This window comes from Polycladomyces subterraneus, assembly GCF_030433435.1.
Classification (GTDB): Bacteria; Bacillota; Bacilli; order Thermoactinomycetales; family JIR-001; genus Polycladomyces; species Polycladomyces subterraneus.
Genome location: NZ_JANRHH010000035.1, coordinates 65,005 through 86,355 on the forward strand (window position 1 = coordinate 65,005; position 21,351 = coordinate 86,355).

Annotated in this window: 25 protein-coding genes and 1 pseudogene; 13 read left to right on the plus strand and 13 right to left on the minus strand. The window is 50.4% G+C overall.

All coding sequences use genetic code 11. From position 1 onward, the window contains the following. Window positions 1-145: 145 nt before the first annotated feature. The gene (locus NWF35_RS08770) at window positions 146-790 is read right to left on the minus strand and encodes a hypothetical protein (protein ID WP_301238676.1); all 645 of its coding nucleotides are present in this window, start codon (window positions 788-790) and stop codon (window positions 146-148) included. Between the two features lie 244 nt (window positions 791-1,034). Here NWF35_RS08770 and NWF35_RS08775 point away from each other — a divergent pair, with 244 nt between their 5' ends. After that, window positions 1,035-1,304: a hypothetical protein gene (locus NWF35_RS08775; protein WP_301238677.1), complete on the plus strand. Its 270-nt coding sequence runs from the start codon at window positions 1,035-1,037 to the stop codon at window positions 1,302-1,304. A 149-nt stretch (window positions 1,305-1,453) separates the two neighbouring features. On the opposite strand, the gene NWF35_RS08780 is transcribed toward NWF35_RS08775, so the two are convergent. Next, entirely contained in the window at window positions 1,454-1,750 is a 297-nt protein-coding gene (locus NWF35_RS08780) for a hypothetical protein (protein ID WP_301238678.1), read from the minus strand. 647 nt (window positions 1,751-2,397) lie between these two features. On the opposite strand from NWF35_RS08780, the gene NWF35_RS08785 reads away from it, so the two are divergent. The 4 genes and pseudogenes from NWF35_RS08785 to NWF35_RS08800 all read left to right on the plus strand — a co-directional run bounded on the left by NWF35_RS08785 (window position 2,398) and on the right by NWF35_RS08800 (window position 5,705). Then, window positions 2,398-2,892 carry a hypothetical protein gene (locus tag NWF35_RS08785; protein WP_301238679.1) on the plus strand — a complete coding sequence of 165 codons (495 nt, stop codon included), beginning with the start codon at window positions 2,398-2,400 and terminating at the stop codon, window positions 2,890-2,892. 71 nt (window positions 2,893-2,963) lie between these two features. Continuing rightward, a complete protein-coding gene (locus NWF35_RS08790) occupies window positions 2,964-3,461 on the plus strand; it encodes a hypothetical protein (RefSeq protein ID WP_301238680.1) in 498 nt (165 codons plus the stop codon). 102 nt (window positions 3,462-3,563) lie between these two features. Beyond that, window positions 3,564-4,493, plus strand: coding sequence for a TolB family protein (locus NWF35_RS08795; protein ID WP_301238681.1), 930 nt, complete (start codon window positions 3,564-3,566; stop codon window positions 4,491-4,493). Window positions 4,494-5,152: 659 nt separating this feature from the next. Continuing rightward, window positions 5,153-5,705, plus strand: a pseudogene (locus NWF35_RS08800) (flavodoxin family protein). Window positions 5,706-6,037: 332 nt separating this feature from the next. Here NWF35_RS08800 and tpx read toward each other — a convergent pair. Next, the gene (tpx, locus tag NWF35_RS08805) at window positions 6,038-6,556 is read right to left on the minus strand and encodes a thiol peroxidase (protein WP_435873868.1); all 519 of its coding nucleotides are present in this window, start codon (window positions 6,554-6,556) and stop codon (window positions 6,038-6,040) included. 152 nt (window positions 6,557-6,708) lie between these two features. Here tpx and NWF35_RS16870 point away from each other — a divergent pair, with 152 nt between their 5' ends. Together NWF35_RS16870 and NWF35_RS08810 are read left to right on the plus strand one after the other, a co-directional pair. Further along, complete coding sequence (locus NWF35_RS16870) at window positions 6,709-6,969, plus strand: cyclic nucleotide-binding domain-containing protein (protein WP_363321587.1); 261 nt, start codon at window positions 6,709-6,711, stop codon at window positions 6,967-6,969. 40 nt (window positions 6,970-7,009) lie between these two features. Then, the gene (locus tag NWF35_RS08810) at window positions 7,010-7,342 is read left to right on the plus strand and encodes a Crp/Fnr family transcriptional regulator (protein WP_301238682.1); all 333 of its coding nucleotides are present in this window, start codon (window positions 7,010-7,012) and stop codon (window positions 7,340-7,342) included. A gap of 49 nt (window positions 7,343-7,391) precedes the next feature. On the opposite strand, the gene NWF35_RS08815 is transcribed toward NWF35_RS08810, so the two are convergent. Next, on the minus strand, window positions 7,392-8,264 hold the full coding sequence (locus tag NWF35_RS08815; protein WP_301238683.1) for an SDR family oxidoreductase: 873 nt from the start codon (window positions 8,262-8,264) through the stop codon (window positions 7,392-7,394). A 274-nt stretch (window positions 8,265-8,538) separates the two neighbouring features. On the opposite strand from NWF35_RS08815, the gene NWF35_RS08820 reads away from it, so the two are divergent. Together NWF35_RS08820 and NWF35_RS08825 are read left to right on the plus strand one after the other, a co-directional pair. Continuing rightward, window positions 8,539-8,928 carry a group I truncated hemoglobin gene (locus NWF35_RS08820; RefSeq protein ID WP_301238684.1) on the plus strand — a complete coding sequence of 130 codons (390 nt, stop codon included), beginning with the start codon at window positions 8,539-8,541 and terminating at the stop codon, window positions 8,926-8,928. A 469-nt stretch (window positions 8,929-9,397) separates the two neighbouring features. Beyond that, window positions 9,398-10,159, plus strand: coding sequence for a GNAT family N-acetyltransferase (locus NWF35_RS08825; RefSeq protein ID WP_301238685.1), 762 nt, complete (start codon window positions 9,398-9,400; stop codon window positions 10,157-10,159). A gap of 246 nt (window positions 10,160-10,405) precedes the next feature. On the opposite strand, the gene NWF35_RS08830 is transcribed toward NWF35_RS08825, so the two are convergent. The 4 genes from NWF35_RS08830 to hutU all read right to left on the minus strand — a co-directional run bounded on the left by NWF35_RS08830 (window position 10,406) and on the right by hutU (window position 15,325). Next, a complete protein-coding gene (locus NWF35_RS08830) occupies window positions 10,406-11,395 on the minus strand; it encodes an agmatinase family protein (RefSeq protein ID WP_301238686.1) in 990 nt (329 codons plus the stop codon). Window positions 11,396-11,476: 81 nt separating this feature from the next. After that, window positions 11,477-12,160, minus strand: coding sequence for a hypothetical protein (locus NWF35_RS08835; RefSeq protein ID WP_301238687.1), 684 nt, complete (start codon window positions 12,158-12,160; stop codon window positions 11,477-11,479). 178 nt (window positions 12,161-12,338) lie between these two features. Further along, a complete protein-coding gene (hutI, locus tag NWF35_RS08840) occupies window positions 12,339-13,655 on the minus strand; it encodes an imidazolonepropionase (protein WP_301238688.1) in 1,317 nt (438 codons plus the stop codon). Then, window positions 13,652-15,325 carry a urocanate hydratase gene (gene hutU, locus NWF35_RS08845; RefSeq protein ID WP_301238689.1) on the minus strand — a complete coding sequence of 558 codons (1,674 nt, stop codon included), beginning with the start codon at window positions 15,323-15,325 and terminating at the stop codon, window positions 13,652-13,654. The genes hutI and hutU overlap by 4 nt, the downstream gene beginning before the upstream one ends. A gap of 290 nt (window positions 15,326-15,615) precedes the next feature. Between hutU and NWF35_RS08850 the strand changes: the two genes are divergently transcribed. Then, window positions 15,616-16,980 carry a TIGR00366 family protein gene (locus NWF35_RS08850; protein WP_301238690.1) on the plus strand — a complete coding sequence of 455 codons (1,365 nt, stop codon included), beginning with the start codon at window positions 15,616-15,618 and terminating at the stop codon, window positions 16,978-16,980. 234 nt (window positions 16,981-17,214) lie between these two features. On the opposite strand, the gene NWF35_RS08855 is transcribed toward NWF35_RS08850, so the two are convergent. Together NWF35_RS08855 and NWF35_RS08860 are read right to left on the minus strand one after the other, a co-directional pair. Next, the gene (locus tag NWF35_RS08855) at window positions 17,215-17,844 is read right to left on the minus strand and encodes an N-acetylmuramoyl-L-alanine amidase family protein (RefSeq protein ID WP_301238691.1); all 630 of its coding nucleotides are present in this window, start codon (window positions 17,842-17,844) and stop codon (window positions 17,215-17,217) included. Between the two features lie 187 nt (window positions 17,845-18,031). Continuing rightward, window positions 18,032-18,337, minus strand: coding sequence for a hypothetical protein (locus NWF35_RS08860; protein WP_301238692.1), 306 nt, complete (start codon window positions 18,335-18,337; stop codon window positions 18,032-18,034). 204 nt (window positions 18,338-18,541) lie between these two features. Here NWF35_RS08860 and NWF35_RS08865 point away from each other — a divergent pair, with 204 nt between their 5' ends. Both NWF35_RS08865 and NWF35_RS08870 read left to right on the plus strand, forming a co-directional pair. Beyond that, entirely contained in the window at window positions 18,542-18,865 is a 324-nt protein-coding gene (locus tag NWF35_RS08865; protein WP_301238693.1) for a hypothetical protein, read from the plus strand. An 87-nt stretch (window positions 18,866-18,952) separates the two neighbouring features. Further along, on the plus strand, window positions 18,953-19,534 hold the full coding sequence (locus NWF35_RS08870) for a YdcF family protein (protein WP_301238694.1): 582 nt from the start codon (window positions 18,953-18,955) through the stop codon (window positions 19,532-19,534). Here the strand turns inward: NWF35_RS08870 and NWF35_RS08875 are convergent. Genes NWF35_RS08875 through NWF35_RS08885 form a run of 3 tightly spaced genes read right to left on the minus strand, consistent with a single transcriptional unit; the run spans window position 19,505 to window position 20,965 of the window. Further along, window positions 19,505-20,071 carry a hypothetical protein gene (locus NWF35_RS08875; RefSeq protein ID WP_301238695.1) on the minus strand — a complete coding sequence of 189 codons (567 nt, stop codon included), beginning with the start codon at window positions 20,069-20,071 and terminating at the stop codon, window positions 19,505-19,507. The two genes, NWF35_RS08870 and NWF35_RS08875, sit on opposite strands and share 30 nt — an antisense overlap. 56 nt (window positions 20,072-20,127) lie before the next feature. After that, on the minus strand, window positions 20,128-20,550 hold the full coding sequence (locus NWF35_RS08880; protein ID WP_301238696.1) for a DUF2203 domain-containing protein: 423 nt from the start codon (window positions 20,548-20,550) through the stop codon (window positions 20,128-20,130). Window positions 20,551-20,554: 4 nt separating this feature from the next. Beyond that, a complete protein-coding gene (locus NWF35_RS08885) occupies window positions 20,555-20,965 on the minus strand; it encodes a DUF309 domain-containing protein (protein WP_301238697.1) in 411 nt (136 codons plus the stop codon). A gap of 114 nt (window positions 20,966-21,079) precedes the next feature. Between NWF35_RS08885 and NWF35_RS08890 the strand changes: the two genes are divergently transcribed. Continuing rightward, window positions 21,080-21,313 carry a DUF1128 domain-containing protein gene (locus tag NWF35_RS08890; RefSeq protein WP_301238698.1) on the plus strand — a complete coding sequence of 78 codons (234 nt, stop codon included), beginning with the start codon at window positions 21,080-21,082 and terminating at the stop codon, window positions 21,311-21,313. The last annotated feature ends 38 nt before the right edge of the window (window positions 21,314-21,351 follow it).

Sequence of the window (21,351 nt, forward strand, 5' to 3'; positions counted from 1 at the left end):
CGCTGTTACTCAAATCTTATTTTTACCAATAAATAATCGGATGGGTTTGCCGAATCACTAACAGCACGACGTACCATGAGCTGACCTAAAGTTAAGACACATTATTTATATTGTATTGTGCGACAAAATAGTAGGAAGTGCGAATTCAGCGGCGAATCCTTGCTCGGACTCCGTTTAGTTCTAAGTCTGGATAGTCAAGCGCGTGATATCCCTTTTCTCTTGTATATGCAAGCCGAGTTACCATCCATTCCGGCTGCTCCATTGATTCAGAGTAAATGTATAGCTCCATGATGCTACCAGTTTGCAATTCGATGCCCAAACATTGGTAGCGACCGTTCTCATTCAGTCGAAGATAACCTTCGGCTACCACGTCACATGTCAAATACTCTGCATGTGTTACAATGTCATCCATTAAAGAACCAAGATAACGGTATTCTTTAACTAGAAGACGTTCTTCGTCATCATTCCCGAAACCTGATGAGGGTAGGTCCTCAATAATTTTGGACAATTGCTTCAGCTTAGGTAGAATGGAGTCCAGGTCCTTTTTTATTTTGTTGAGCTTATCAGTCACTCCTCTGTCACCCCACTCACGTGCCAAACATTCTGCATATGTCACCATGTCATCCAATAGAGAGCCAAGATAGCGGTATTCTTTAACCATGAAACGCTTTTCGTCATCATCCCCGAAACCTGATGAGGACAAGAGTTCTTCAATTGTTTGGGCTAATTTCTTCAACTTGGGGAGAATAGAGTCTAGTTCCTTTTTTATTTCATTGAGCTTATCAGTCATTTCTTATCAGTCATTTCATCACCCCACAATAGTTACAGCTATTTTATCTAGATTGTTTTAGGATGAATAGATGTAATAGTTGGTAACCATAAACCAGTATGGACTGAGGTTCCACTGGTTCCATTTATACCCTCTTCTTTCATTTTAATAGTCATAAAATTTATATAGAACTAACAATGGGGAAGTAACTAAGGTAGAAGAGCCCGAGCCGGCCTCGGGCTCGGGCTTAGGAGGAGCCAAACGGGTGGTCGAGACGGTGCCACGGGCGGCCGTTGACTGGATAAGGGTAGGAAATAAAAAAGTAGGGGTTTTAAGTCCCTTTGATGACGCCTTATCACTTTTACGCCTTTTATTCTCTCACTTCAGTAATGCTTTGCAACAAAAATATTTTCATCTTCTTTCTGACTCGCATAACCAGCAGTTGTTCAAAAGGGAGAACATCGACGACGTATCCGGTATATTGTTCCTTGCCTTTCTTTGTTTGATATGTAATGGTGATCGCTTTCTGTTGTAAATATGATTTTCTGATCAGTCGAAGTAACAAAACAAATTTCCTCCCATTAAAGGTCCTTAATACAGGTTTCCTGTAGTAAATGGCCTTGATGGGAAATAATCCGCACTCGTCGTAGTGTAAGAAAATATGTTTCGGTCTTCCCCAATAGATTATCCCGTTAAGATACGCTCATGTCTTTTACACATACTTAGCAAGGCCTCCATGGCGTATCGCCGTGCTTTTTGTTCCGATGTAATCCCTTGAGTGATCTTCACGATATCACCAATCACTTTTTTGCCTTCTCTGAACACACAAATTTGAAAAAGAGACCAAGTTGTGCCTTCGCGCTGTATCAAAATAATAGGACTGTTTAAGTGGCTTCCTTCATAAAGCCATATGTAATAGGAATTCTTACCTGATTTTGATTCTTTAAAAAGCGCAGGCAGTAATCTTTTTTGGCTTCGCATTATTGGTGTCCCCCCCTAGAATGATGCTTTCTCTGGTTCTTGGTCCTTCCTCTCTATCACCCCATCAGGGAAACAGGAAATATTTGTTAAATGCATAGTCCTTCATACCTAGTATAATGGTACTTTTGTAGTGTTTGTTTCGATAAAGAGATATGTCAGAGGTTACGAAATTTTTTTGAGACGAGCAAAACCCGCGTCAACCGAAAACGCCACCTTTTTATGGTTTATTAATGTAGGAATAGTCAGTAAAAACCTGAGCCTATTTGGCGGCAACACAAGGGGCTTTGTCGGAGAGTCTCAAAAACATTCATTTTTGAAAAGAGAAACCACTCCTTTGAAGAGTGTCCCCAGTGCAGTCAGGTATAGCGAGGAAAATCCCAATTGGGTAAACCCATACAAATGATCTAACAAAAACCGCACTATTCCAAAGTGAAAATAAAAAAACGCCACTTTTGTGGCGTCACACAAATCCTTATCACTCCCCCAAACGGAAAAATCCCCGCACTCCCAAACAATAATGGCGGAATACAAACTCGCTTGTATCTTCACGGAATATGGTTCGCCATCTTCACTAACCACATATTTTTTGTACAAATCCATTTTTCTGTGATATCGTGAACCCGCCGCAAAATGTGGAATGAAAGGGGATGGCGGATGGAAGAGGAACGTCCCGTCTGGCGGCGTTATGTGGAAGCCGTTCTTCGAGCCATCGTATTCTGTTTAGCCCTGCCAATCTATTTGATTGTGACTTTTCCCCGTTGGTGCTGGCATCATTTTCTGTATCCATTTTTCCGGTGGATCAGTCGCTCTTTGAGTGCAATCGGACGATGGTGTTGGCGATGGTGCATTGTCATACCTATTCGCTGCGCATGGAATCATCTCATCACCGCCCCGGTGAAATGGGTGTGGAAGCATATCGTGATCCCCATTTCACATTGGTTCTCCCAAGTGATGATCTGGACGTGGCATCATCTGATCGTTTCTCCGCTGACGCGATTCTTTCGCATCATTGCGGTGCCAGTCTGTTGGCTATTGTTGGTGCTGGTGTCGATTGCAAAGGGGTTGTGGCGGTTCGGATTGGTTGTCCCGCTGTCATGGATTTGGCACAGGTGCATCGTTCTCCCGATTCGTTGGCTGTTTGACGTTGCCTTTCACGCGCTGTATCTTCTGTGGCGTACTTGCATCCTCCTCCCTATCCGGTGGATATGGCAGTATGTCATTTTTCCACCATTGCGGTGGGTTTGGCGGAGCCATCAAACTGCCGTTTCTGTGGATTTGGCGGGGAATCCTTATCTGGGTCCCCCGGATCTGGCGCTTTGCTATCCGACTTCCGATCAGCTGGATCTGGCGAACATGCCAACGTTTGATTATCGAACTGTCACATATGGCCAAACAAATCTGGAGCCTGATCGCCGGGGCCGGGAGATGGGTGCTCAATCACCTGCTCATTCCTTTTTTCCGTTGGCTATGGTTATATGTGATACGCCCCCCTCTCTCGTGGGCTTGGTTCGTCACCTTGTGGATTTATCGGGGATTGAAATGGATACTGGTTTATGGAATCTACCGACCGCTCCGATGGATTGTGATTCATGCCATTGTCCACCCGGGTCGATTGATCTGGCATTTTACCCGCAAAACAATCAAACAGTTCCGTCAATGGTGGAAAGAGATTTTCAACACTTTAAAGGAAATGTTGATGGGTTGCCGTTGACCAATCGTCATGAACTCAAACCATTGATGTAAGCACAAAAATATATGCTTTTTACGAATAAAACAATGTAAGACATTCTTTATACCAGAAAGGAGAAAAATGATGAAAAAGCTATTTCACTTGTCCCTATCTGTCGCTTTCGTAATGTTTATGATTCCACATTCGGTCTTTGCTGCACCAGAAGATGAATTAGATGGGAAAATCCTTTATACCCATACGGTTTTCGGCCCTTATAATCCAGAGGTAGACGACACACCGCCATCCGGAACCTTCTTGAATCGTATGAAACCGGATGGGAGTCAGGATGAGGAATTAGAAAAGCTCTCTTTCAGAATCACCGATGTATCTCCAGATGGAACAAAAGTATTGGCTACTCAATATAACTCAACTACAGGGAAACCGGAGATCGTAGTCTCTAAGCTAGACGGAAGCAATAGAGTTGTACTTACTGAAGGAGACGGGGCGAAATGGTCCGGAGATGGAAAAAAGATCGCTTTCGTACGAGATTCAATGACGGGTGGTTATCATGATATTTTTGTGATGGATGCTGATGGAAGTAACATCACTCAAGTTACCGAAACACCAGCAGATGAGTCGGCTGTAGACATTAACTATGATGGAAGCCAGTTGGTGTTTCAATCCGATGAGACCGGACGTTACCACTTGTACTTGATGAACGCAGACGGAACCAACAAGAGACAAGTAACGGGAGATGCAAGCAACGAGACCGCTGAGTATGACCCTACGTATTCTCCAGATGGAAAAATGATTGCATATGGTCGCTATATCTATGATGAAGCCGATGTTTATACCATGGATGCAGATGGAAACAACCAAATAAACCGTACGGGTAACATTACTGATCATGTCCAACATCCAGTTTGGTCTCCAGATGGCAAAAAACTGGTCCTACAACAGTTGCCAAATACCCAGGATCCGAACAAAATGTACACCATGAACGTAGATGGAACGAATCTACATGTGATTGAAAACGGAAAGATTTTAAATACCCCAGTGGGTTGGATTGAATAAAAAAGTTGGATTCGTTGTTTAAAAAAGGGGAAGAGTGATTCTTCTCCTTTTCTTTTTTAGGACTCAGGAAACGTACGCTAGGAGCCATTTTTGATCAAAAAGCCTATTTACGGGGTTCGACCAAGATACATGTAAAATCTACGGTTTCAGATGGGGTAAAAAGTAAAGCCATTTTGCATCATGGGTTTTCAGATATCTGGTAACATACATTAACGGAGATCTCTGTGAACCTTTAACACCGACCGCCAACTCTCGGCATTCGATCCTCAAATGACTCAAGTATGGCATCCCAAAGCGAGGACTAGGAAGAATATAATCCAGTGATCCATAGTTTCTGGGATTGTTATACTTATAAAAAGGGAGGGTTCGATGGATGAACGCCTTATAGGTCTAAGTTTGGGGTTTACGGAGCAATTCATCATGTTTCAATTTCCTGTTTTTAGTGCGAATAGGAATAGATTATTTCATTGCAGGAGAATGGAGGATACGCTGAAGGGAGTTTTTAAAAAGAAAGAATTGAATCACTTCGCTATGAAATCAATCACTGTTGGTAGGCAGAGGGGTATAGCAATGATGCCTGCTTTTTTGAGTCACTCGCAGAAGAAGTTCCAACGATATAACCAGACTGACAAACGAAAGGTGGGATGTTCGGCGTGCGGATTTTAGCATTGTACGGGAGCACCCGGAAGGGAGGAAACTCGGAACTGCTAGCGGATATCATCGTGGACGGGTTGCATTGCACAAAGATTCACTTGATGGACCAGACGATCCAGCCAATCCGGGATCAACGGCATGACCCCAAAGGGTTCATGCCGGTCCACGATGACCATCCCCGATTGGTCCGGGAGATGCTCTCCCACGACATCGTTTGCAACACCGATTTACTGGTACGGAATGTCGGGGATCATGAAAAACTTTATCGACCGCTGGTCTATGTACTACGCGGACCTCACCTTTAAAGAACGGATGAGTGAAAAAGAGGCGATCGTTGTCATCACTGGGGGCGACAATCCCCTTGTGAAAGGATTTCCGCTGATTCAGCAATTTTACTGGATTTTTGACTTTATGGGAATGCGTTTCATCAATTATGTTATCGGGCAAGGCAACGAACCGAATGATGTCCTGAAGGATTACAACGCCCTGACCAAAGCGGAACAGATCAACCATTCCTTAAAAATGAGAAGCTCGATTACTTCAAACCAATTCGAATAGTCCAGGGTTTCCCTCCAGAAAAAAGGGAAAGTGATTGGCCAGCCAAAAACAGAGGGCTCTTACTTTCCCTTTTTTGCCCTCTAAACCGATCTTTCAAGGCTTCGATCCATTTCTGTTGTTCTTTGACCAGCCGTTGGGGCGAAAGACGTAGGCAAAGTACACTGCACTAGGGCGTGTCTACAATAGGGGGGGGATCCTGGAAAGCCAATTTGATCTATTGATTGCCAGACACGCATTGGAGAGGAAATTGCCCGCGAGGGAAAATCTCATCACACCAATATCATCAGCCCCCGGCATTGCTGCACGGGGGCTGTACTCAAAATCCTCAACCTTTATTGCAGGGCTTTCTTGGCCGCTCCAATTGCCGCTTCGTAGTTGGGATGTTGGGCGATTTCCGGTACGTATTCGGCATAGACCACCTTGTCGTTTTGGTCGATGACGAATACCGCACGCGCCAACAAACGCAGTTCTTTGATCACAACGCCGTAAGCCGTGCCGAAGGAGAGATCGCGGTGATCCGACAGTGTCTGCACTTTGTCGATCCCCGCGGCGCCGCACCAGCGTTTCTGAGCGAACGGCAGATCCACGCTGATCGTCAAAATGTGCACGCCTTCCAATTTTGCCGCTTCTTCGTTGAACCGACGGGTTTGCGCATCGCAAACACCCGTATCCAGCGACGGTACCACACTGATGATACGTACGCTGCCCTTGGTATCGTCCAATGTCACTTCGGAGAGATCATTGGCCAACACCTTGAAGTTGGGGGCAACATCACCGACTTTGATTTCCGGTCCGATCAAGGTCACCGGATTGCCTTTGAAGGTGACCACACCTGTACGTTCTTGAGACACGATGTCTACCTCCTCACCATTGTCCAGCGATTCTATCATATCATGAAGAGAGAGAACAGGAAATTCCCATTGGTAGAATCGAGGGATCAAATGCAGGAGAAGGATCGATTGCTCAGAAACATCCCCATCTTTTCGGGCGTACCCAAAGACGAATGGCTCCATTTGTTTCCCAGTTGAAATTTCGGACGCTAAACAAACGTGAGATTGTATTTACGGAAGGAAGTCCGCGAACATACGTTTATTTCATTCACAGCGGCTGTGTGAAAACGTACAAAACGGATGCCGACGGAAACAGATTACCCAAAGGGGGAGTGATTTCCTCACAACGGCTTATTCGGACAACGCCCCTATTCGGCCACAGCAGAAGCCATCCAACGGACGGAGCTGTCGGCTCTGCCGGTTCGCGCCTTTGAAGAATGGCTGATCCACCGACCCGAACAGATGATGGAACTTTTGCGCACCTTGGGAGACAAGATTCAGTCACTAACAGAAAAGATGTTAATTCTCAGCCTGCATGAAACAGAACAACGCCTAATCTCCGTCCTGATTCAACTAGCCCAAACACACGGCGACATGAGAGAGTCGGGATGGCGCATCACCCTCCCGCTTACCCACCGTGAGTTGGCCCATTCCGTCGGTACCTCCAGAGAGACAATCAACCGTTTGATGCGCAAACTCCAAAAAGAGGATATCGTCACCATGAACCAAAAGGAGTGTATCATTTTGGATCCTGCTCGGCTGTTGAAACGACGAAACAGTTTCGATCATGTCAAAGGTCTCGGTTGACCCCGCCTTCCCATCCTTATGTCGATTTCCCGGGGAATTTCGAAATACGTCAACCGTTAACCACTTCTCCTCCGTTGGGGTGCAATACCTGCCCCGACATGTACGACGCATCATCCGATGCGAGAAACACATAGCATGGTGCCACCTCGCTCGGTTGACCCGGCCGCTGCATCGGTGCGTTGGAGCCGAAGGTGGCTGTCTGTTCCGCGGTAAATGTCGAGGGGATCAGCGGTGTCCAAATCGGCCCCGGCGCTACCGCGTTGACCCGGATGCCTTTCTGAATCAATGCCTGGGACAACGACCGGGTAAATGAAACGATCGCTCCTTTGGTTGATGAATAATCAAGCAAAATGGCATTCCCCCGGTAGGCGGTGATCGATGTGGTGTTGATAATGGCACTCCCTTCGCGAAGATGGGGCAACGCCGCCTGGGTGAAGTAGAAACAGGAGAACACATTGGTCTGAAATGTCCGCTCCAGTTGCTCCGGTGTGATTTGGGCGATGTCAAGCTGAGGATGCTGTTCGGCGGCATTGTTCACCAAAATATCCAACCGCCCCAATCGGCGAACCGTTTCTTCCACGGCGGATCGGCAAAACGACGGATACCGGATATCCCCTGAGATCAACACACACCGCCTGCCATGCGCCTCCACCCGTCGTTTTGTTTCCTCCGCGTCGACATGCTCATCCAGATAAACAATCGCCACATCCGCCCCTTCTTTGGCGTACGCGATCGCCACTGCCCGTCCAATACCGCTGTCACCACCGGTAATCAAGGCCGCTTTACCCTGCAATTTGCCGCTTCCGCGATAAGCAGGGTCCTCCGCTTTCGGCATCGGTACCATCTCCGCCTCGATCCCCGGTTGCCGGGACTGATGTTGGGGAGGTTGTAACACTTTTTTGGGTTGGTTGCGTTCACCCATCCTGATCACGCTCCTGTGGCTTGGCGTTTTCCTCCTTTCCCAGCCTTCCCGAACCGAACCGCCCACAAACCATGAAAAACCCCGTGATGACAAATCCTTACACAGTGGAATTTTGAAGGCACTCAGTGGAAACACCTCTAGATGGGAAACGAAAAATGTCACTCGTCCTTGGACAAACGGTGAACTGTGATGGCCGCCACTGTGACCCCTCCCGATACGAGATACAGTGTAGACAGAAGGACACCCAAAACCTGCTGCTGGGGAGGGAAAACCAATGTCAGGCACCCAAACTACGACCCTATTTGAACGATTGGGAGGGGAAGAGGGAATCATCGCCATCGTACGCACGTTTTATGACCGTGTGCTGAACGATCCGTTATTGCAACCATTTTTTCGTCATACGGACATGAAACACCAACGTCGTCACCAGACACAATTTCTCATCTACGCGACCGGTGGAGCTCCACGGTACACCGGCGTCACTATGAAAAAGGCCCATGAAAGCATTTCGACGCCGTCGTCGGTCACTTGGCGGAAGCACTGCGCCATCATCATGTGGAAGAGGAGGTCATCACAGAACTCTCATAACGATTGGAGCCTTTGCGAGGGGAAGTGGTGGAGGAGGGGTGATGTCGGATTCTTCCGACTAGAGCATGCTTGGTGAATACTGTTCGATTGCTTTCCCGGCTCATTCCACCTGCGCCCTGCAAGGAAGCAGGCCATGGCCGCTCCGACCTGGAGCGCAGGGTGCGGGCAAAGTACGCTTCGCTGAGAGGAGGTTGCCCTCAATTTCATTCCTGTGCTTTCCGGGTCTTCGCTCACTTTACGGACTAACCAGACACGCCCTAGCGATTGGAGTGTAGGAGAGTCACTCAGTGAAAGGAAACCGGATTTCCCGCCAGACGACAATCGCCAACCGCTACGATGCGCAGGCGGGAAACGGTAGGGGGTGGAGGGGTGTTATACTGATCAGCATCTCACAACCTCCTCCCACATCCAGAAGTGAACCATCACGGTTCCCTATTTTCGTTTATTAACGATAGCGCAAAAGGGGCTCAATCTCCACTACACAGGTTTTTGATACAATTCATTTGGTTTCGGGAAACACACCTTTCCCCAAGGAGGGGGTCCCTTTGGCGAAAACACTGGAGACACTCACCCAGCTGACAGTCAAGTTGGCGGAAAATGAGGAGGAACGGCAACAAGTCTACCGATTGCGCTATCGGGTGTTTGTCGAGGAAAAGAACAACCGTTTGTTGGCGAACCCCCAAAAGGAAGAATACGACAGCTATGACACTTATTGCGACCATTTGATCGTCGTGGACCATGCCGTTGGGGAAGTGATTGGGACGTATCGTTTGTTGCCGGGTGATCGGGTACAGCGGCACTGCGGCTTTTATTCCGAATCGTTATTTGATCTTTCCGCGTTTCGGACATGGTCTTCGATGACGTTGGAGTTGGGAAGGAGTTGTGTCGCACCGGAGTACCGCGACGGGAAAACGATACAGTATTTGTGGGCGGGTATCGCGGATTATTTGCAACAACACCGTTTTCGCTACCTGATCGGTTGTGCGAGTCTACCGCTATCGGAGCTAGAAGAGCTGAACTGCATCTACAGTCTCATGCACCGGAATGGGGTGCTGACCGACCAATTTGGTATTCGGCCCATTCCCAGTCGAAAAGTTGAAGGGTTGAAGCTTGTCGATATAGAAGGGCGGGAGAAAGACATCATGAGCAAACTGCCGCCACTTCTCAAAGGATATTGTCGATTGGGGGCCAAACTGGCGATCGAACCCGCTTATGATCCGGTCTTTTCCAACTTCGTTTGGCTGGTGGTCTTGGAAACCTCCCAAGTGATACGCCGGTATCGACGTCGCTTTTTGGATGGAAGGTGAACATTGTACGAATGGATTACCAGATGATTGAAGGATACAAACGGTCTCGCGGTTGTTGCGGCGAATGCCGCGTCTTTTCGTTGAAGGGCGATGTCAACTGCTAGCTTGTGGTTGTAAGCAGGGGCTGTTTCGGTTAGGTTCTCCGTATCCTCACCGGATCCATGGAGACAGGGTAATGTGTATGGGTATGATCACCTTTCCTCTCTCCCCCTTGCTTTCCAGACCTCTTCCTCAAGAAGCCGGGGATTACTTACTGCCATCCAGCCGTACCTTATACCCCGACAAAAAAGACAAGAGCACATGTGCCGCCGTTTTGACAGAGAGCATGCCAACGTCCCGGAACGGGTCCAGACAAACCAGATCCAACGCACGTACCTTCTCTTCTTTTCCCAGCCGATACACCGCTTCAAACAGCTCCCACGAAACCATACCGCCAGGAGATGGTCCGGGAGAACCAGGTAAAAAGGCCAGATCCAACACATCGATATCCACCGTTACGTAAATCAGGTCAACCGACCGGTTGAGCATATGCAGAACTTCCGACAGAATGCGGCCCAACCCTTCCTTTCTTACTTGGTGCATCGTATAGAAGTTGATGCCTTGTTCTTTTACATAGTCCCGATACGCCAATGCATTGGCGAAACTATGAATCCCGATCTGAAACACGTGACCGCCTTCGACCGCCCTCGATTCCAACAAACCGCGGATGGGCGTCCCATTGCTGGGACCACCGTCCTCCAGATTACGCACGTCGAAATGGGTGTCGAATTGGATCAATCCAATCGTTTTGCCAGCATGATGACGGGCGAAGGCCTGTACGGACGGACAGGTGATCGAGTGGTCTCCACCCACGATCAACGGGAGAAAACAGGGAAACGCAGCCGTCCGTTCGTACAGCTCGCTCATTCCCCGTAATATGTTTTGATGGCAGCGGGAAATGTCTGTTGTGTGCATCCGGATGTTGCCCACATCCCTCACCTTCATCAGGGACAAATCCACGTCGTGATCAGCATCATAAGGGGTAAACGAACGCCAACAGGTACGGATCGCGTCAGGTGCTTCGCTGGCCGCCGAAGGGCTGATCGATGAGCGCGAAAGGGGAACGCCCACAATCCCTGCCTCCACCTCTTCCTTTCCGTCCCAGGGTGCGATCCACTGACTCACCTTCCAATCCATCCGATCCGCCCCTCCGCGACAATCGATCAAACGTGGCGGCTCAATATATTGAAACGACATCCGTCATCATCCTTTCTACCGACTCATTCGACAAAAAAAACCACCGCTTTCTAGAAAAGCGATGGGGCAGAGTATCTCTCGTCATATCTCGTGGAACGATTCTCCTTCTTCCACCGGCGGTTCAAACCCTGCCGCTGCTTCTTCCAGGGCGGCCGACGCTGTTTCCCATGCTTCCCATTCCACCTGATTGGGCACCTGAAACGCTTCCACCGTGGCCAGATTTCGCGCCCGACGCGCTTCCCGTTCCAAACGAGATGCCAGTTGATGAAACCGTGCCCGCACACGCTGTTCAAAGCGCTCCTGTCCTTGTTCCTTGCAATAGGTTAAGCAGTTGGGACACATCATCCATTTCGGCGTCCCATCCACATACAGATCACCAAACATCGCCCCGGCATAGAAACGGTCCTCGATCCCGCAAAAGTCGCAATGCAATTCCTTTTTTCCGGTCATAAATCCCAGCTTCAGACTTACCTGCCGTTGATCCCGCTCCACATGAATTTCATTGCTCTTCTTTTTCTCCACCACTTTAAAGAATTGTTGGATCAGGTCTTTGACATTCTCTTTGGAAATCGGGGACTTCAAACGAGCAAACTGCCTTTTCAACCGTGCGAACGGATTGCTGTTTTCCGCAGGCTCTTCCTCTGTCTCCTCTTCTTTCTCGTGGTCATGGACAATGACGAGAAATTGGGACAACTCCTCAGTCTCATTGTTTTCCCGCTCATCGATAACTTCCAATTCCGGCACCTGTTTTTCCATCGGTTCCATCGCGATTCCCCCTCTGAGCGATCCTTGTTAATCCTAAAGCTACTCGGTGCTGGTTCTGATTCCCTGCCGGTCTCCGAAACTAGACAAAAAGAGGTGGAAACCGCTTTGTTGCGACACGAATATCCCGTCATAGGGCGACACAACCCTCCGAGTGCCGCATGTTTTTGACCCGTCTTCATCACTGCCGGACAAGCTGCCCATTTTTCACCACTGCTCGACCTTTTTTGATGACCGTGTCGATCAGGTTGATACCGAAATGATACTGTAAAAACGCGTAATGAGGGGCATCGAGCAGAACCAGATCCGCCTGTTTTCCTTCTTCCAGACTGCCAATCTTCCGTCCCCGCCCGATAGCGTGTGCCGCGTTGATCGTTGCCGCCGAAATCGCTTCAGCCGGTGTCATTTTCATGTGCAAACAGGCAAGGTTAAGAATCATCGGCATCGACATGGTCGGTGATGAACCGGGGTTGCAATCCGTCGATAAGGCCACCGCCACTCCGGCCTCGATCATGTCGCGCGCCCGGGCAAACGGGGCCATCAGATAAAAAGCGGTGCCTGGCAACAGGACAGCGATCACGCCGGTATCCGCCAATCGGCGAATACCGCGATCCGATACCCTCAGCAAATGATCGGCCGAGATGGCCCCCAACTCCGCGGCCAATTCGGCACCACCCATCGATTCCATCTCATCGGCGTGAATTTTGGGCATCAGTCCGTGCCTTTTGCCCGCCTCCAGTACGCGTCGAGACTGCTCAAGCGAAAAAACGCCTTTCTCGCAAAACACATCACAAAACTCGGCCAGTCCCTTGTCCGCCACTTGCGGAATTATCTCATCCACCACAATGTCCACATATCGGTCGGGATTGTTTCGATACTCCTCTGGAACCGCATGCATCCCCATAAAAGTGGACACCACGTCGACCGGATGGGTTTCATGCAGTCGACGAGCCACCCGCAACTGTTTCCACTCATGTTTCCAGTCCAATCCGTAACCGCTTTTGGCTTCTACTGTGGTCACCCCATATTGCAAAAATCGATCCAGCCGGCTGGATGCTTGCCGGAGCAATTCTTCCTCGGTCGCCTGTCGCGTTTGCCGCGTTGTAGCCAGAATGCCGCCCCCCGCCTGCAAAATCTCCAGATAGGTGGCGCCTTGCAACCGCATTTCCAGCTCGTACTCCCGCGTGCCGGCAAAAACGAGATGGGTGTGTGGGTCCACCATCCCCGGCATGACCACTCGACCACCGGCATCGATCACATCCACTTCGGCTTCCACTTCGACTTCCACTTCGACTGAGAGTCGCTCCCCCCAACGTTGGCGAATCCGGTTCCACACTTCTTGTTCCGTACCGACGGCCGCGATGGTTTCCCCTTCGATCGCCACACACCCGTTTTCGATGATGCCTAAGTCGGATAGAGCCGATCCCGTTTTCGGCCGGTCACTGGCACCGCACAAGGTCAACAGTTGCCCGATATTGTGAATAATGAGTCGGTTCAATGGCGATCGCCTCTCAACATCGGGATCTTCACTCCGTGATGCCGCGCCATTTCCACAGCCCGTTCATATCCCGCATCGACATGGCGAGCGATACCCATTCCCGGATCGCTCGTCAGGACGCGTTCCAACCGCCGACCCGCCTCCGGCGTTCCGTCGGCCACGACTACCATCCCGGCATGCAGGGAATATCCCATGCCGACACCACCGCCATGATGAACGGACACCCAACTGGCTCCGTTGACGGCATTGATCAGGGCGTTCAGAATCGGCCAATCGGCGATGGCATCGCTCCCGTCCTTCATTCCCTCTGTCTCTCGGTTGGGAGAGGCAACTGAACCGCAATCCAGATGATCCCTGCCGATGACGATGGGAGCGGAAAGTTCCCCTTTGGCCACCATCTCGTTGATGATCCGACCGAATCGGGCGCGCTCCCCGTATCCCAGCCAACAGATGCGGGCAGGCAATCCCTGGAACTGCACGTGTTGTTGGGCCATGTCAATCCATCTCACCAACCGGTGATTGCTGGCAAATTCCCGCAGGATTACTTCGTCCGTTTTGCGAATATCCTCAGGATCGCCAGAGAGCGCCACCCAGCGGAACGGCCCCTTGCCCTCACAAAAAAGCGGACGGATGAATGCCGGAACGAATCCGGGGAAATCAAATGCATCCTTTATCCCTTCTTCCCATGCCATCTGCCGGATGTTATTGCCGTAGTCGAACACGACCGCCCCCCGTTTTTGCATGTCCAGCATCGCCCGAACGTGTTTGGCCATACTCTCCTTCGCCCGCTTGACGTATCCTTGAGGGTCCTGTTTGCGCAGATCAGCCGCTTCATCCAGTGTCATACCTTCCGGTAGATATCCGTGGAGGGGATCGTGAGCGGAGGTTTGATCGGTGACCAGATCCGGGATTTCTCCTCGCCGGACCAGTTCGGGCAACACCTGGGCCGCATTGCCCAACAAACCGATAGACAGCGGTTTTCTCTCTGCTACAGCTTGTTTGGCCATCTCCAGGGCTTTCTCCAGCGAGTCGGTCCGAACGTTCAAATACCGGGTCTGAATACGGCGCTCGATCCGGGCCGGATCGCACTCGACGACGATGACCACCCCTTCGTTCATCGTCACCGCCAATGGCTGGGCGCCTCCCATCCCGCCCAAACCAGCGGTGACGGTCCATGTCCCCTTCAATGTGCCACCGAAATGCTGTCGGGCCGCTTCCGCAAACGTCTCATATGTTCCCTGCAGAATCCCTTGCGTGCCAATGTAGATCCAGCTTCCCGCCGTCATCTGCCCGAACATGATCAATCCCTTTTGCTCCAATTCCCGAAACGTCTCCCAATTGGCCCAGGCGGGCACCAGATTGGAGTTGGCCAACAACACTCGCGGCGCATCGGGATGGGAGCGGAACACCGCCACCGGTTTGCCCGACTGTACCAAGAGCGTCTCGTCATTCTCCAACTCCTGCAACGAAGTCGTGATGGCATTGAAACATTCCCAGTTGCGCGCAGCCTTGCCGATCCCACCGTATACGACCAATTCAACGGGGTTCTCCGCCACTTCGGGGTCCAGATTGTTCATCAGCATTCGAAGCGCTGCTTCTTGCACCCACCCCTTGGCTGTCAGACTGTTCCCCCGCGGCGCGCGGATCACCCGGTCCGGCTTCACCTGCATGCGATCCCCTTCCTTCACCTTTATTGAGAACAGAATGAATTATCATTCTATTCTAAGCGTAAAGGTGGCAGCACCTGGTAAGCAAGTGAGCGCATTAGCATACAAATGTGGTAGCGAAATAAAGTGAAAACTTCTTTCCGAAAGGAAGGAGATACAGTCGATGCAGAACGACCGAAAAGACGAAGAACAGGCTGTCAAATATTTTTAAAGGGAAGGTTTTTGCAGTGGCAGGAGCCAATATTGCATTCAAAATATTTGATCATCTATGGTCAGGAACAGGAGGTTCATGAATGTTTGTCAAACTGACTCAGCTATTCGTTCGTTTCGCCCAACGCTTTATGCCTGACCCATATCTGTACGCCGTTCTGCTGACGATCATCGTGGCGGCTGGCGCTTGGTTGGCCGTGCCCGGAGTGGGGGCGGGCAAATGGATTGAAGTATGGTATGAAGGCGTATGGGGGACGCAAAACATTTTCACGTTCGCCCTGCAAATGACCTTGATCCTCATCTGCGGGTACACGCTGGCACAAGCACCATTGGTCGAACGGGCGCTACGACGGTTGGCCTCTGTGCCGAACAACCAATCCCAAGCAGCCGTCCTGGTGTTCCTTACCGGATCCATCACTTCGTTTTTTAACTGGGGATTGGGATTAGTAGTGGGGACATTGCTCGCCAAAGAAGTATCCAAACGAATAGAAGCGGATTTCGCCTATCTCGTGGCGGCTGCCTATATGGGGTTCATCACCTGGGCATCCGGCTTTTCCAGTTCCATCGTATTGGCCAATGCCGATCCCACTTCTTCGCTCAACTGGATTCATAAATTAACCGGACAAACCATTCCCGTCTCCGAAACATTGGGTGCGGCTTACAATTTGGTTCCCGTCGTAGTCACGGTCGTCGTCATTGCTGTTCTGCTGAAATGGATGCAACCCCAACAAATCCAGCCGGTAGACCGTGCCCGGCTGTCCCAAATGGATGCCAAACAAGAAATGGCTGTCGCGAGTGAATCCACGTTCGCATTCCGGTTGGAGCGGGCTTGGATCTTCAACCTCCTCGTGGCGACTGCGGGATTGTATTACTTCTTCATTATCGCCGGTGCCACTCTCAAAATCGATACGATGATCATGCTGTTCACTGTAGCCGGATTGCTGTTTCACGGCACGCCGATCCGGTTTATTCAAGCATTCAAGGAAGCAGCCAAAGCTTCGGGTTCCTTACTGTTGCAATACCCTTTTTACGGCGGGATCATGGCGCTGATCACTTTTTCGCCTGATCCGGCTCACACGCCGTCACTGGCCGTCGTGCTCGCCCGCTCGCTCGTGGAAGGGGCTACAGAAGCTACTCTTCCCTTTTTTAACTTTCTCGCCTCCCTCATCATCACGATGTTCATTCCGTCTGGGGGCGGCCACTGGGCTGTTCAGGCACCGGTATCGATCGAAACGGCCCGCCTGTTGGGAGAGACAAGCGTACAGTATTTAGGGAAAATCTCCATGTCGGTCGCATTCGGCGAGCAGGTGGGCAACATGATCCAACCATTTTGGGCATTACCGGTATTGGCCATCGCCGGACTCGGCATACGTGATATCATGGGCTATTGTATGATGGCCCTTTTGATCGGCATCGTCATTTTCGGAGGAGCACTGTTGGTGTTCTAGAAACAAAGCAACCCGGCGGTTCTCCGCCGGGTTGTGAGGCCACTGACAAAGTGGGCCGAAGTTGCATCTAATGAGTCGGTCCGCTTCGCGTTCCCGGCTCGCTCCACCTGCGCCATGAAAGGACAGGGCTTGGTCAGTCGCTCGTCTGGGAAACGTTGCGTCCCGATCGATTTGCCGACACGAAAACGGGAATAAGGAGCTTGGACTTTGTTAACAACCTGCCTCTCAAATCATTTATTCGTTAGCATCATCGCTGGTATCCGGCACAGGTGCATCCGGATCCGTTTCCGCCTGAGACACACTGGCGGTATCCGGCTGCAACCCCAGGCAACGTACCAGCCCGTACGTGATGGCATCGGCCAAACCGTCCAAAAAGCTGTCGCTTTTGAGCAGGGCCGCGTCCTTCGTGTTGCTGACGAACAAATTCTCCAGCAGCACGGCTGGCATGTGGGTTTCACGCAGGACATGAAAATCGGCCCGTTTTTTACCGCGATCAGGTACGCTGTACCCCTTCAGATACTTGACCACTTCGGCGTGGATGATCGCTTGGGCGTCGTAGGTGAACTGCGAAACGGGACCATTCCAGATGTACGATTCGAACCCACGCGCATCCGGATCGCTGAAGGTGTTGTGATGCAGCGATATAAAGTAGTCCGCTCCCTGACTGTTCGCCCAGTTCGTTCGTTCGTCCAGACTTTTGTACACATCATCCGCACGGGTCATCGTCACCGCACACTGATACGGCTTCAGCTTCACATTCAACAATTGACCGATTTTCAACGTCAGGTTCTTCTCATACAAACCGTTTCCCACCGCTCCCGAATCCACGCCACCGTGTCCTGGGTCCACCGCAATCAATTTCATTTCTGTGTGCCTCCTTCACGGGTGATCAACACACCGGAAGTGATTACTTGTTTCATAATTATAACATAATAAAAAATAATCAGCGCTGGAACGGCGCTGAAACTGATGCTCGATAGCCAATTTGATGGAAACGGAAGAGCGTGTCTGTTGAATACTGTCCAATTGCTTTCCCGGCTCGCCCTTTTAACTAAGAACCGACGGCGATCCGTTTCATTTTGACCATCCACTCAGTATGCTCAGATCCGATTTTTAGATAATATCGTCCCGTTATGTTCAACTTTATCGTGGCTACATGATAACCCCAACCCATTTCATCCGAATCAAACGGAACCGTCGCCACATCGTTCCCCGATTCGTCCACCAAAGACAGATGAAAACGGTACGGCCAAACGGTTTGCCCACACGGTTTCGTCGTCCACATAATCGTGTATTCTCCGTTCCCCAACCACATCGGTCTGGTTTGGTAGAACCCGTGTTTTCCTGTCCATATCATGCACATTTCCCCTTCGCGTTCCATTCATACGCTCCAACCCGACAGGGGTCCCTAACATAAAATTTCATCTTTCATGTATGATTTGATGCTGTTCTATACATACATTCGAATGATCTGAATTTTATGCCATATGGTTGTCACTTCTTGTTTCATCCTCCATTTGTTATAGTGGTGACAAGAGAAAAAAACGGAGTGAAATGGTTCATGGACATTCGGATCAGTCCTTTGGCCGTCGCCCGATTGAAGGCGATTTTGTCACAGGAGGAAGACGGGGAACGTCTGGCTGTACGCGTGGTACCGCTGACATCGGGATGCGGATCTCCATCCTTTGCCATCGAATTGACCGAAGTGCGTCCTGGCTACCTCACCGAGAAAAAAGAGGGGATACTGTTTACCTGTCCTCCGGATGAACAGGAATGGATGGACGGGATTCACATCGATCTCAACAGGGAAAACGGCAAATTCTCGATCACGCATTCCAGGCCGCCGAGCGGATGGGGTTGCAACATGGGGCGGTCCGATGTTTGATCAACCGGGCGAACTGAAAGCGGAGGCCGGCGGGAGTCAACTTTTGCAGGACCAGTCGGGTAGTCACGATTGAGATGGAGGAGAGGAATGCCGCTGAAAATCGCAGGATTGTTGGGAATGGTATTGTTTGTCATCACTGGTTTGTCTGTATTGATCTACTGGTGGCCGTCCGTTTCCCGGTACGATACGTCCCCCATGCCTGAAGGTCAGAAACAGGCCGCTCTCGTGTTGGGAGCGGCCTTGTGGGATGATCGGCCCAGTCCGGCATTGATGGAGCGATTGGAGATGGCCGTGAAGTTGTTCGAACAGAAAAAAGTCCAATATATCGTGTTGTCTGGTGGACCGGAGGGCAATGGTGTGACAGAAGCGCAAGCGATGAAAGATTATCTCATCTCCCACGGTGTGCCGGCAGCGTCGCTGATATTGGAAGACCGATCGCGCAATACCGAAGAAAATCTCCGTTTTTGCAAACGGATCTTGGATGAACATCATTGGGATGAGGTGTATTTGGTGACGCACGACTACCATCAATATCGTGCTTTGCAATATGCCGCACGTGCCGGCATTCGCGCCGTTCCCGCTCCGGTTCATTCGCAAATGTTATGGACGCCATACCATAAAGCACGGGAATGTCTGGCGCTAGTCAAATTGGCCTTGTTCAGCCGTTAACCCGTTCGACCAATCGTCCCCGGGCCCGTCAATGACGATCCGCTCACCCCGGTGGTCAAACTCGATGTTTTCCTGAAAAGGCAAAAACGAAGCATACACCGTTCCGTGCAACCGGTTGGTCAGTCCCGCCAGCCGGTTTTCTATCTGAAGCACGCGTTGTTTGATGGACATCCAATCATCGCGACCTTCTCCCTTGGACAAGTCGTGAAGGGCGTTGCGGACGCGTTCCGTCTGTTCCGATACCCGCAACAACATGGGAGCCCAGTCGTTCTCGTCCGACACGGGTTGAAAGCCTGTCAAACGTTGGTTGATGGGAGCAGCTTCCACCTGATCCCAATGCGTGGGATTCCAACTGCTATGGCTCAAGGGAGTGAGCCGGTCTTCCAGTTCCTTCACAGATTGCGTCCAATCTCCCAAAGCGTTCCACAAGGTTTGACGTTCTTCTGTCCTATCGTGGCCCGACGATATCTCCTCCATGAGTTGTTCTATCTCCCGCCGTATACCCGCCAAAGCATGCAACCATCTGGAGACTGGCATCAATTGGGGCACCTCCCACCGTTATTTCCCTTATCATGTGAGAAACCGGCACCCATTTATTCGTCTTTCCCCTCGTCTTCGTGGGCGATTTTTTTTCGGTACAGGTATCCTTCCCAGGGATGATGCCAATGTGTGATCGACTCTTCCCCCACCTGCCAGCAGAGCAACACTTCCTGACCTTCGATGAGAGACGGGAAGTCGACCAGTCCCATTTCGATATCTTTGAGCTGCGCCCCCGTTCCATTGATCCAATTGATCAAACCCCGAGCCTGAATGTTGAGAAATTCCAACTCTGCTTCCCGTTCAAAAAACGGATCCTCTCCCGTCTTTCCCCCTTTCCCTTGACCGGCTTTCAACATCTGCAATTCCCGATATTTGGTATCAAACTCTCTTTTCAACCGCTGCAACTGCAACACATTTTTCCGGATGACGGGTAACAACCGGTTCGCCTCGTCTAAGGTGAAGTACCGTTTGCTCACACGATCACCCCTTATCTTCGTGCACTAACCGCTTCAATATGGGATCCAGAATCTCAATAGTGAGGTCGTAATAGGGAATCGACTGTCGAGCACGATCCTGCAGCTTATCCAGATACGCTTCCACATCCTGTTTCAGTTTGGCGACGTCAATACCCATGAATACATCCGGGTAACAGACCAACTTGTTTAACGCCGCCGTCATCAATTTGACAGCGCCACCTTTATTTTGGTTCCGGTAATGATGCAAACCGACGGCCGTTTGCAATAATCCCTGATAAAACAAATCCCGCCCCTCTTCCAACCACAGTTCTTCCATCACATCGTGACAAGTATAGTAATCTCGGTCCAAGTTGAACAAGCGCAAAAAGCGGACATACAGCTCGGGGTATTCTCCCCCTTGATTTTTATGCGACACGGCCGTTCGCCTCCTGCTTGAACAATCGCGGCCCGTTTTCAACGGTGGGATTTGGTTTGGTCTTTCGGTACAATGGTAAAAACGGCAAACAACAACACCGAAGGAGGATTCACGATGAATTTGGAAACCCCCAGTCAGGAAAATTTGGTTCACTTGATCAATGAAATCAAGGCCCGCTTGAAACTGGTCAACACCGCACTCATCGACCCTCAGGAATTTCGTTTGGAGGACTATGAGGAAATCTTGTCTCTCTATCACATGATCCGTCGAAAAAACGACCGGCTCACCATGATGGAAATCGAAGGTGTGTTGGAAGAACTGGGCCGATTGCGCTGTCCCCGTGGATAGAACAAAAACCGCCGGTTACTGACGGCGGGTATGATGGC

What these genes read in the sequence shown, in the direction of transcription:
- NWF35_RS08820 (WP_301238684.1), top strand. Translation starts at nt 8,539, where the DNA reads ATGTCAGGCACCCAAACTACGACCCTATTTGAACGATTGGGAGGGGAA.
- NWF35_RS16870 (WP_363321587.1), top strand. Translation starts at nt 6,709, where the DNA reads ATGGCTCCATTTGTTTCCCAGTTGAAATTTCGGACGCTAAACAAACGT.
- NWF35_RS08875 (WP_301238695.1), bottom strand. Translation starts at nt 20,071, where the DNA reads ATGCCAGTCTCCAGATGGTTGCATGCTTTGGCGGGTATACGGCGGGAG.
- NWF35_RS08815 (WP_301238683.1), bottom strand. Translation starts at nt 8,264, where the DNA reads ATGGGTGAACGCAACCAACCCAAAAAAGTGTTACAACCTCCCCAACAT.
- NWF35_RS08860 (WP_301238692.1), bottom strand. Translation starts at nt 18,337, where the DNA reads ATGATATGGACAGGAAAACACGGGTTCTACCAAACCAGACCGATGTGG.
- hutU (WP_301238689.1), bottom strand. Translation starts at nt 15,325, where the DNA reads ATGCAGGTGAAGCCGGACCGGGTGATCCGCGCGCCGCGGGGGAACAGT.
- NWF35_RS08785 (WP_301238679.1), top strand. Translation starts at nt 2,398, where the DNA reads ATGGCGGATGGAAGAGGAACGTCCCGTCTGGCGGCGTTATGTGGAAGC.
- NWF35_RS08830 (WP_301238686.1), bottom strand. Translation starts at nt 11,395, where the DNA reads ATGTCGTTTCAATATATTGAGCCGCCACGTTTGATCGATTGTCGCGGA.
- NWF35_RS08890 (WP_301238698.1), top strand. Translation starts at nt 21,080, where the DNA reads ATGAATTTGGAAACCCCCAGTCAGGAAAATTTGGTTCACTTGATCAAT.
- NWF35_RS08855 (WP_301238691.1), bottom strand. Translation starts at nt 17,844, where the DNA reads ATGAAATTGATTGCGGTGGACCCAGGACACGGTGGCGTGGATTCGGGA.
- NWF35_RS08850 (WP_301238690.1), top strand. Translation starts at nt 15,616, where the DNA reads ATGTTTGTCAAACTGACTCAGCTATTCGTTCGTTTCGCCCAACGCTTT.
- NWF35_RS08865 (WP_301238693.1), top strand. Translation starts at nt 18,542, where the DNA reads ATGGACATTCGGATCAGTCCTTTGGCCGTCGCCCGATTGAAGGCGATT.
- NWF35_RS08835 (WP_301238687.1), bottom strand. Translation starts at nt 12,160, where the DNA reads ATGGAACCGATGGAAAAACAGGTGCCGGAATTGGAAGTTATCGATGAG.
- NWF35_RS08770 (WP_301238676.1), bottom strand. Translation starts at nt 790, where the DNA reads ATGACTGATAAGCTCAATGAAATAAAAAAGGAACTAGACTCTATTCTC.
- NWF35_RS08780 (WP_301238678.1), bottom strand. Translation starts at nt 1,750, where the DNA reads ATGCGAAGCCAAAAAAGATTACTGCCTGCGCTTTTTAAAGAATCAAAA.
- NWF35_RS08795 (WP_301238681.1), top strand. Translation starts at nt 3,564, where the DNA reads ATGAAAAAGCTATTTCACTTGTCCCTATCTGTCGCTTTCGTAATGTTT.
- NWF35_RS08870 (WP_301238694.1), top strand. Translation starts at nt 18,953, where the DNA reads ATGCCGCTGAAAATCGCAGGATTGTTGGGAATGGTATTGTTTGTCATC.
- NWF35_RS08790 (WP_301238680.1), top strand. Translation starts at nt 2,964, where the DNA reads ATGTCATTTTTCCACCATTGCGGTGGGTTTGGCGGAGCCATCAAACTG.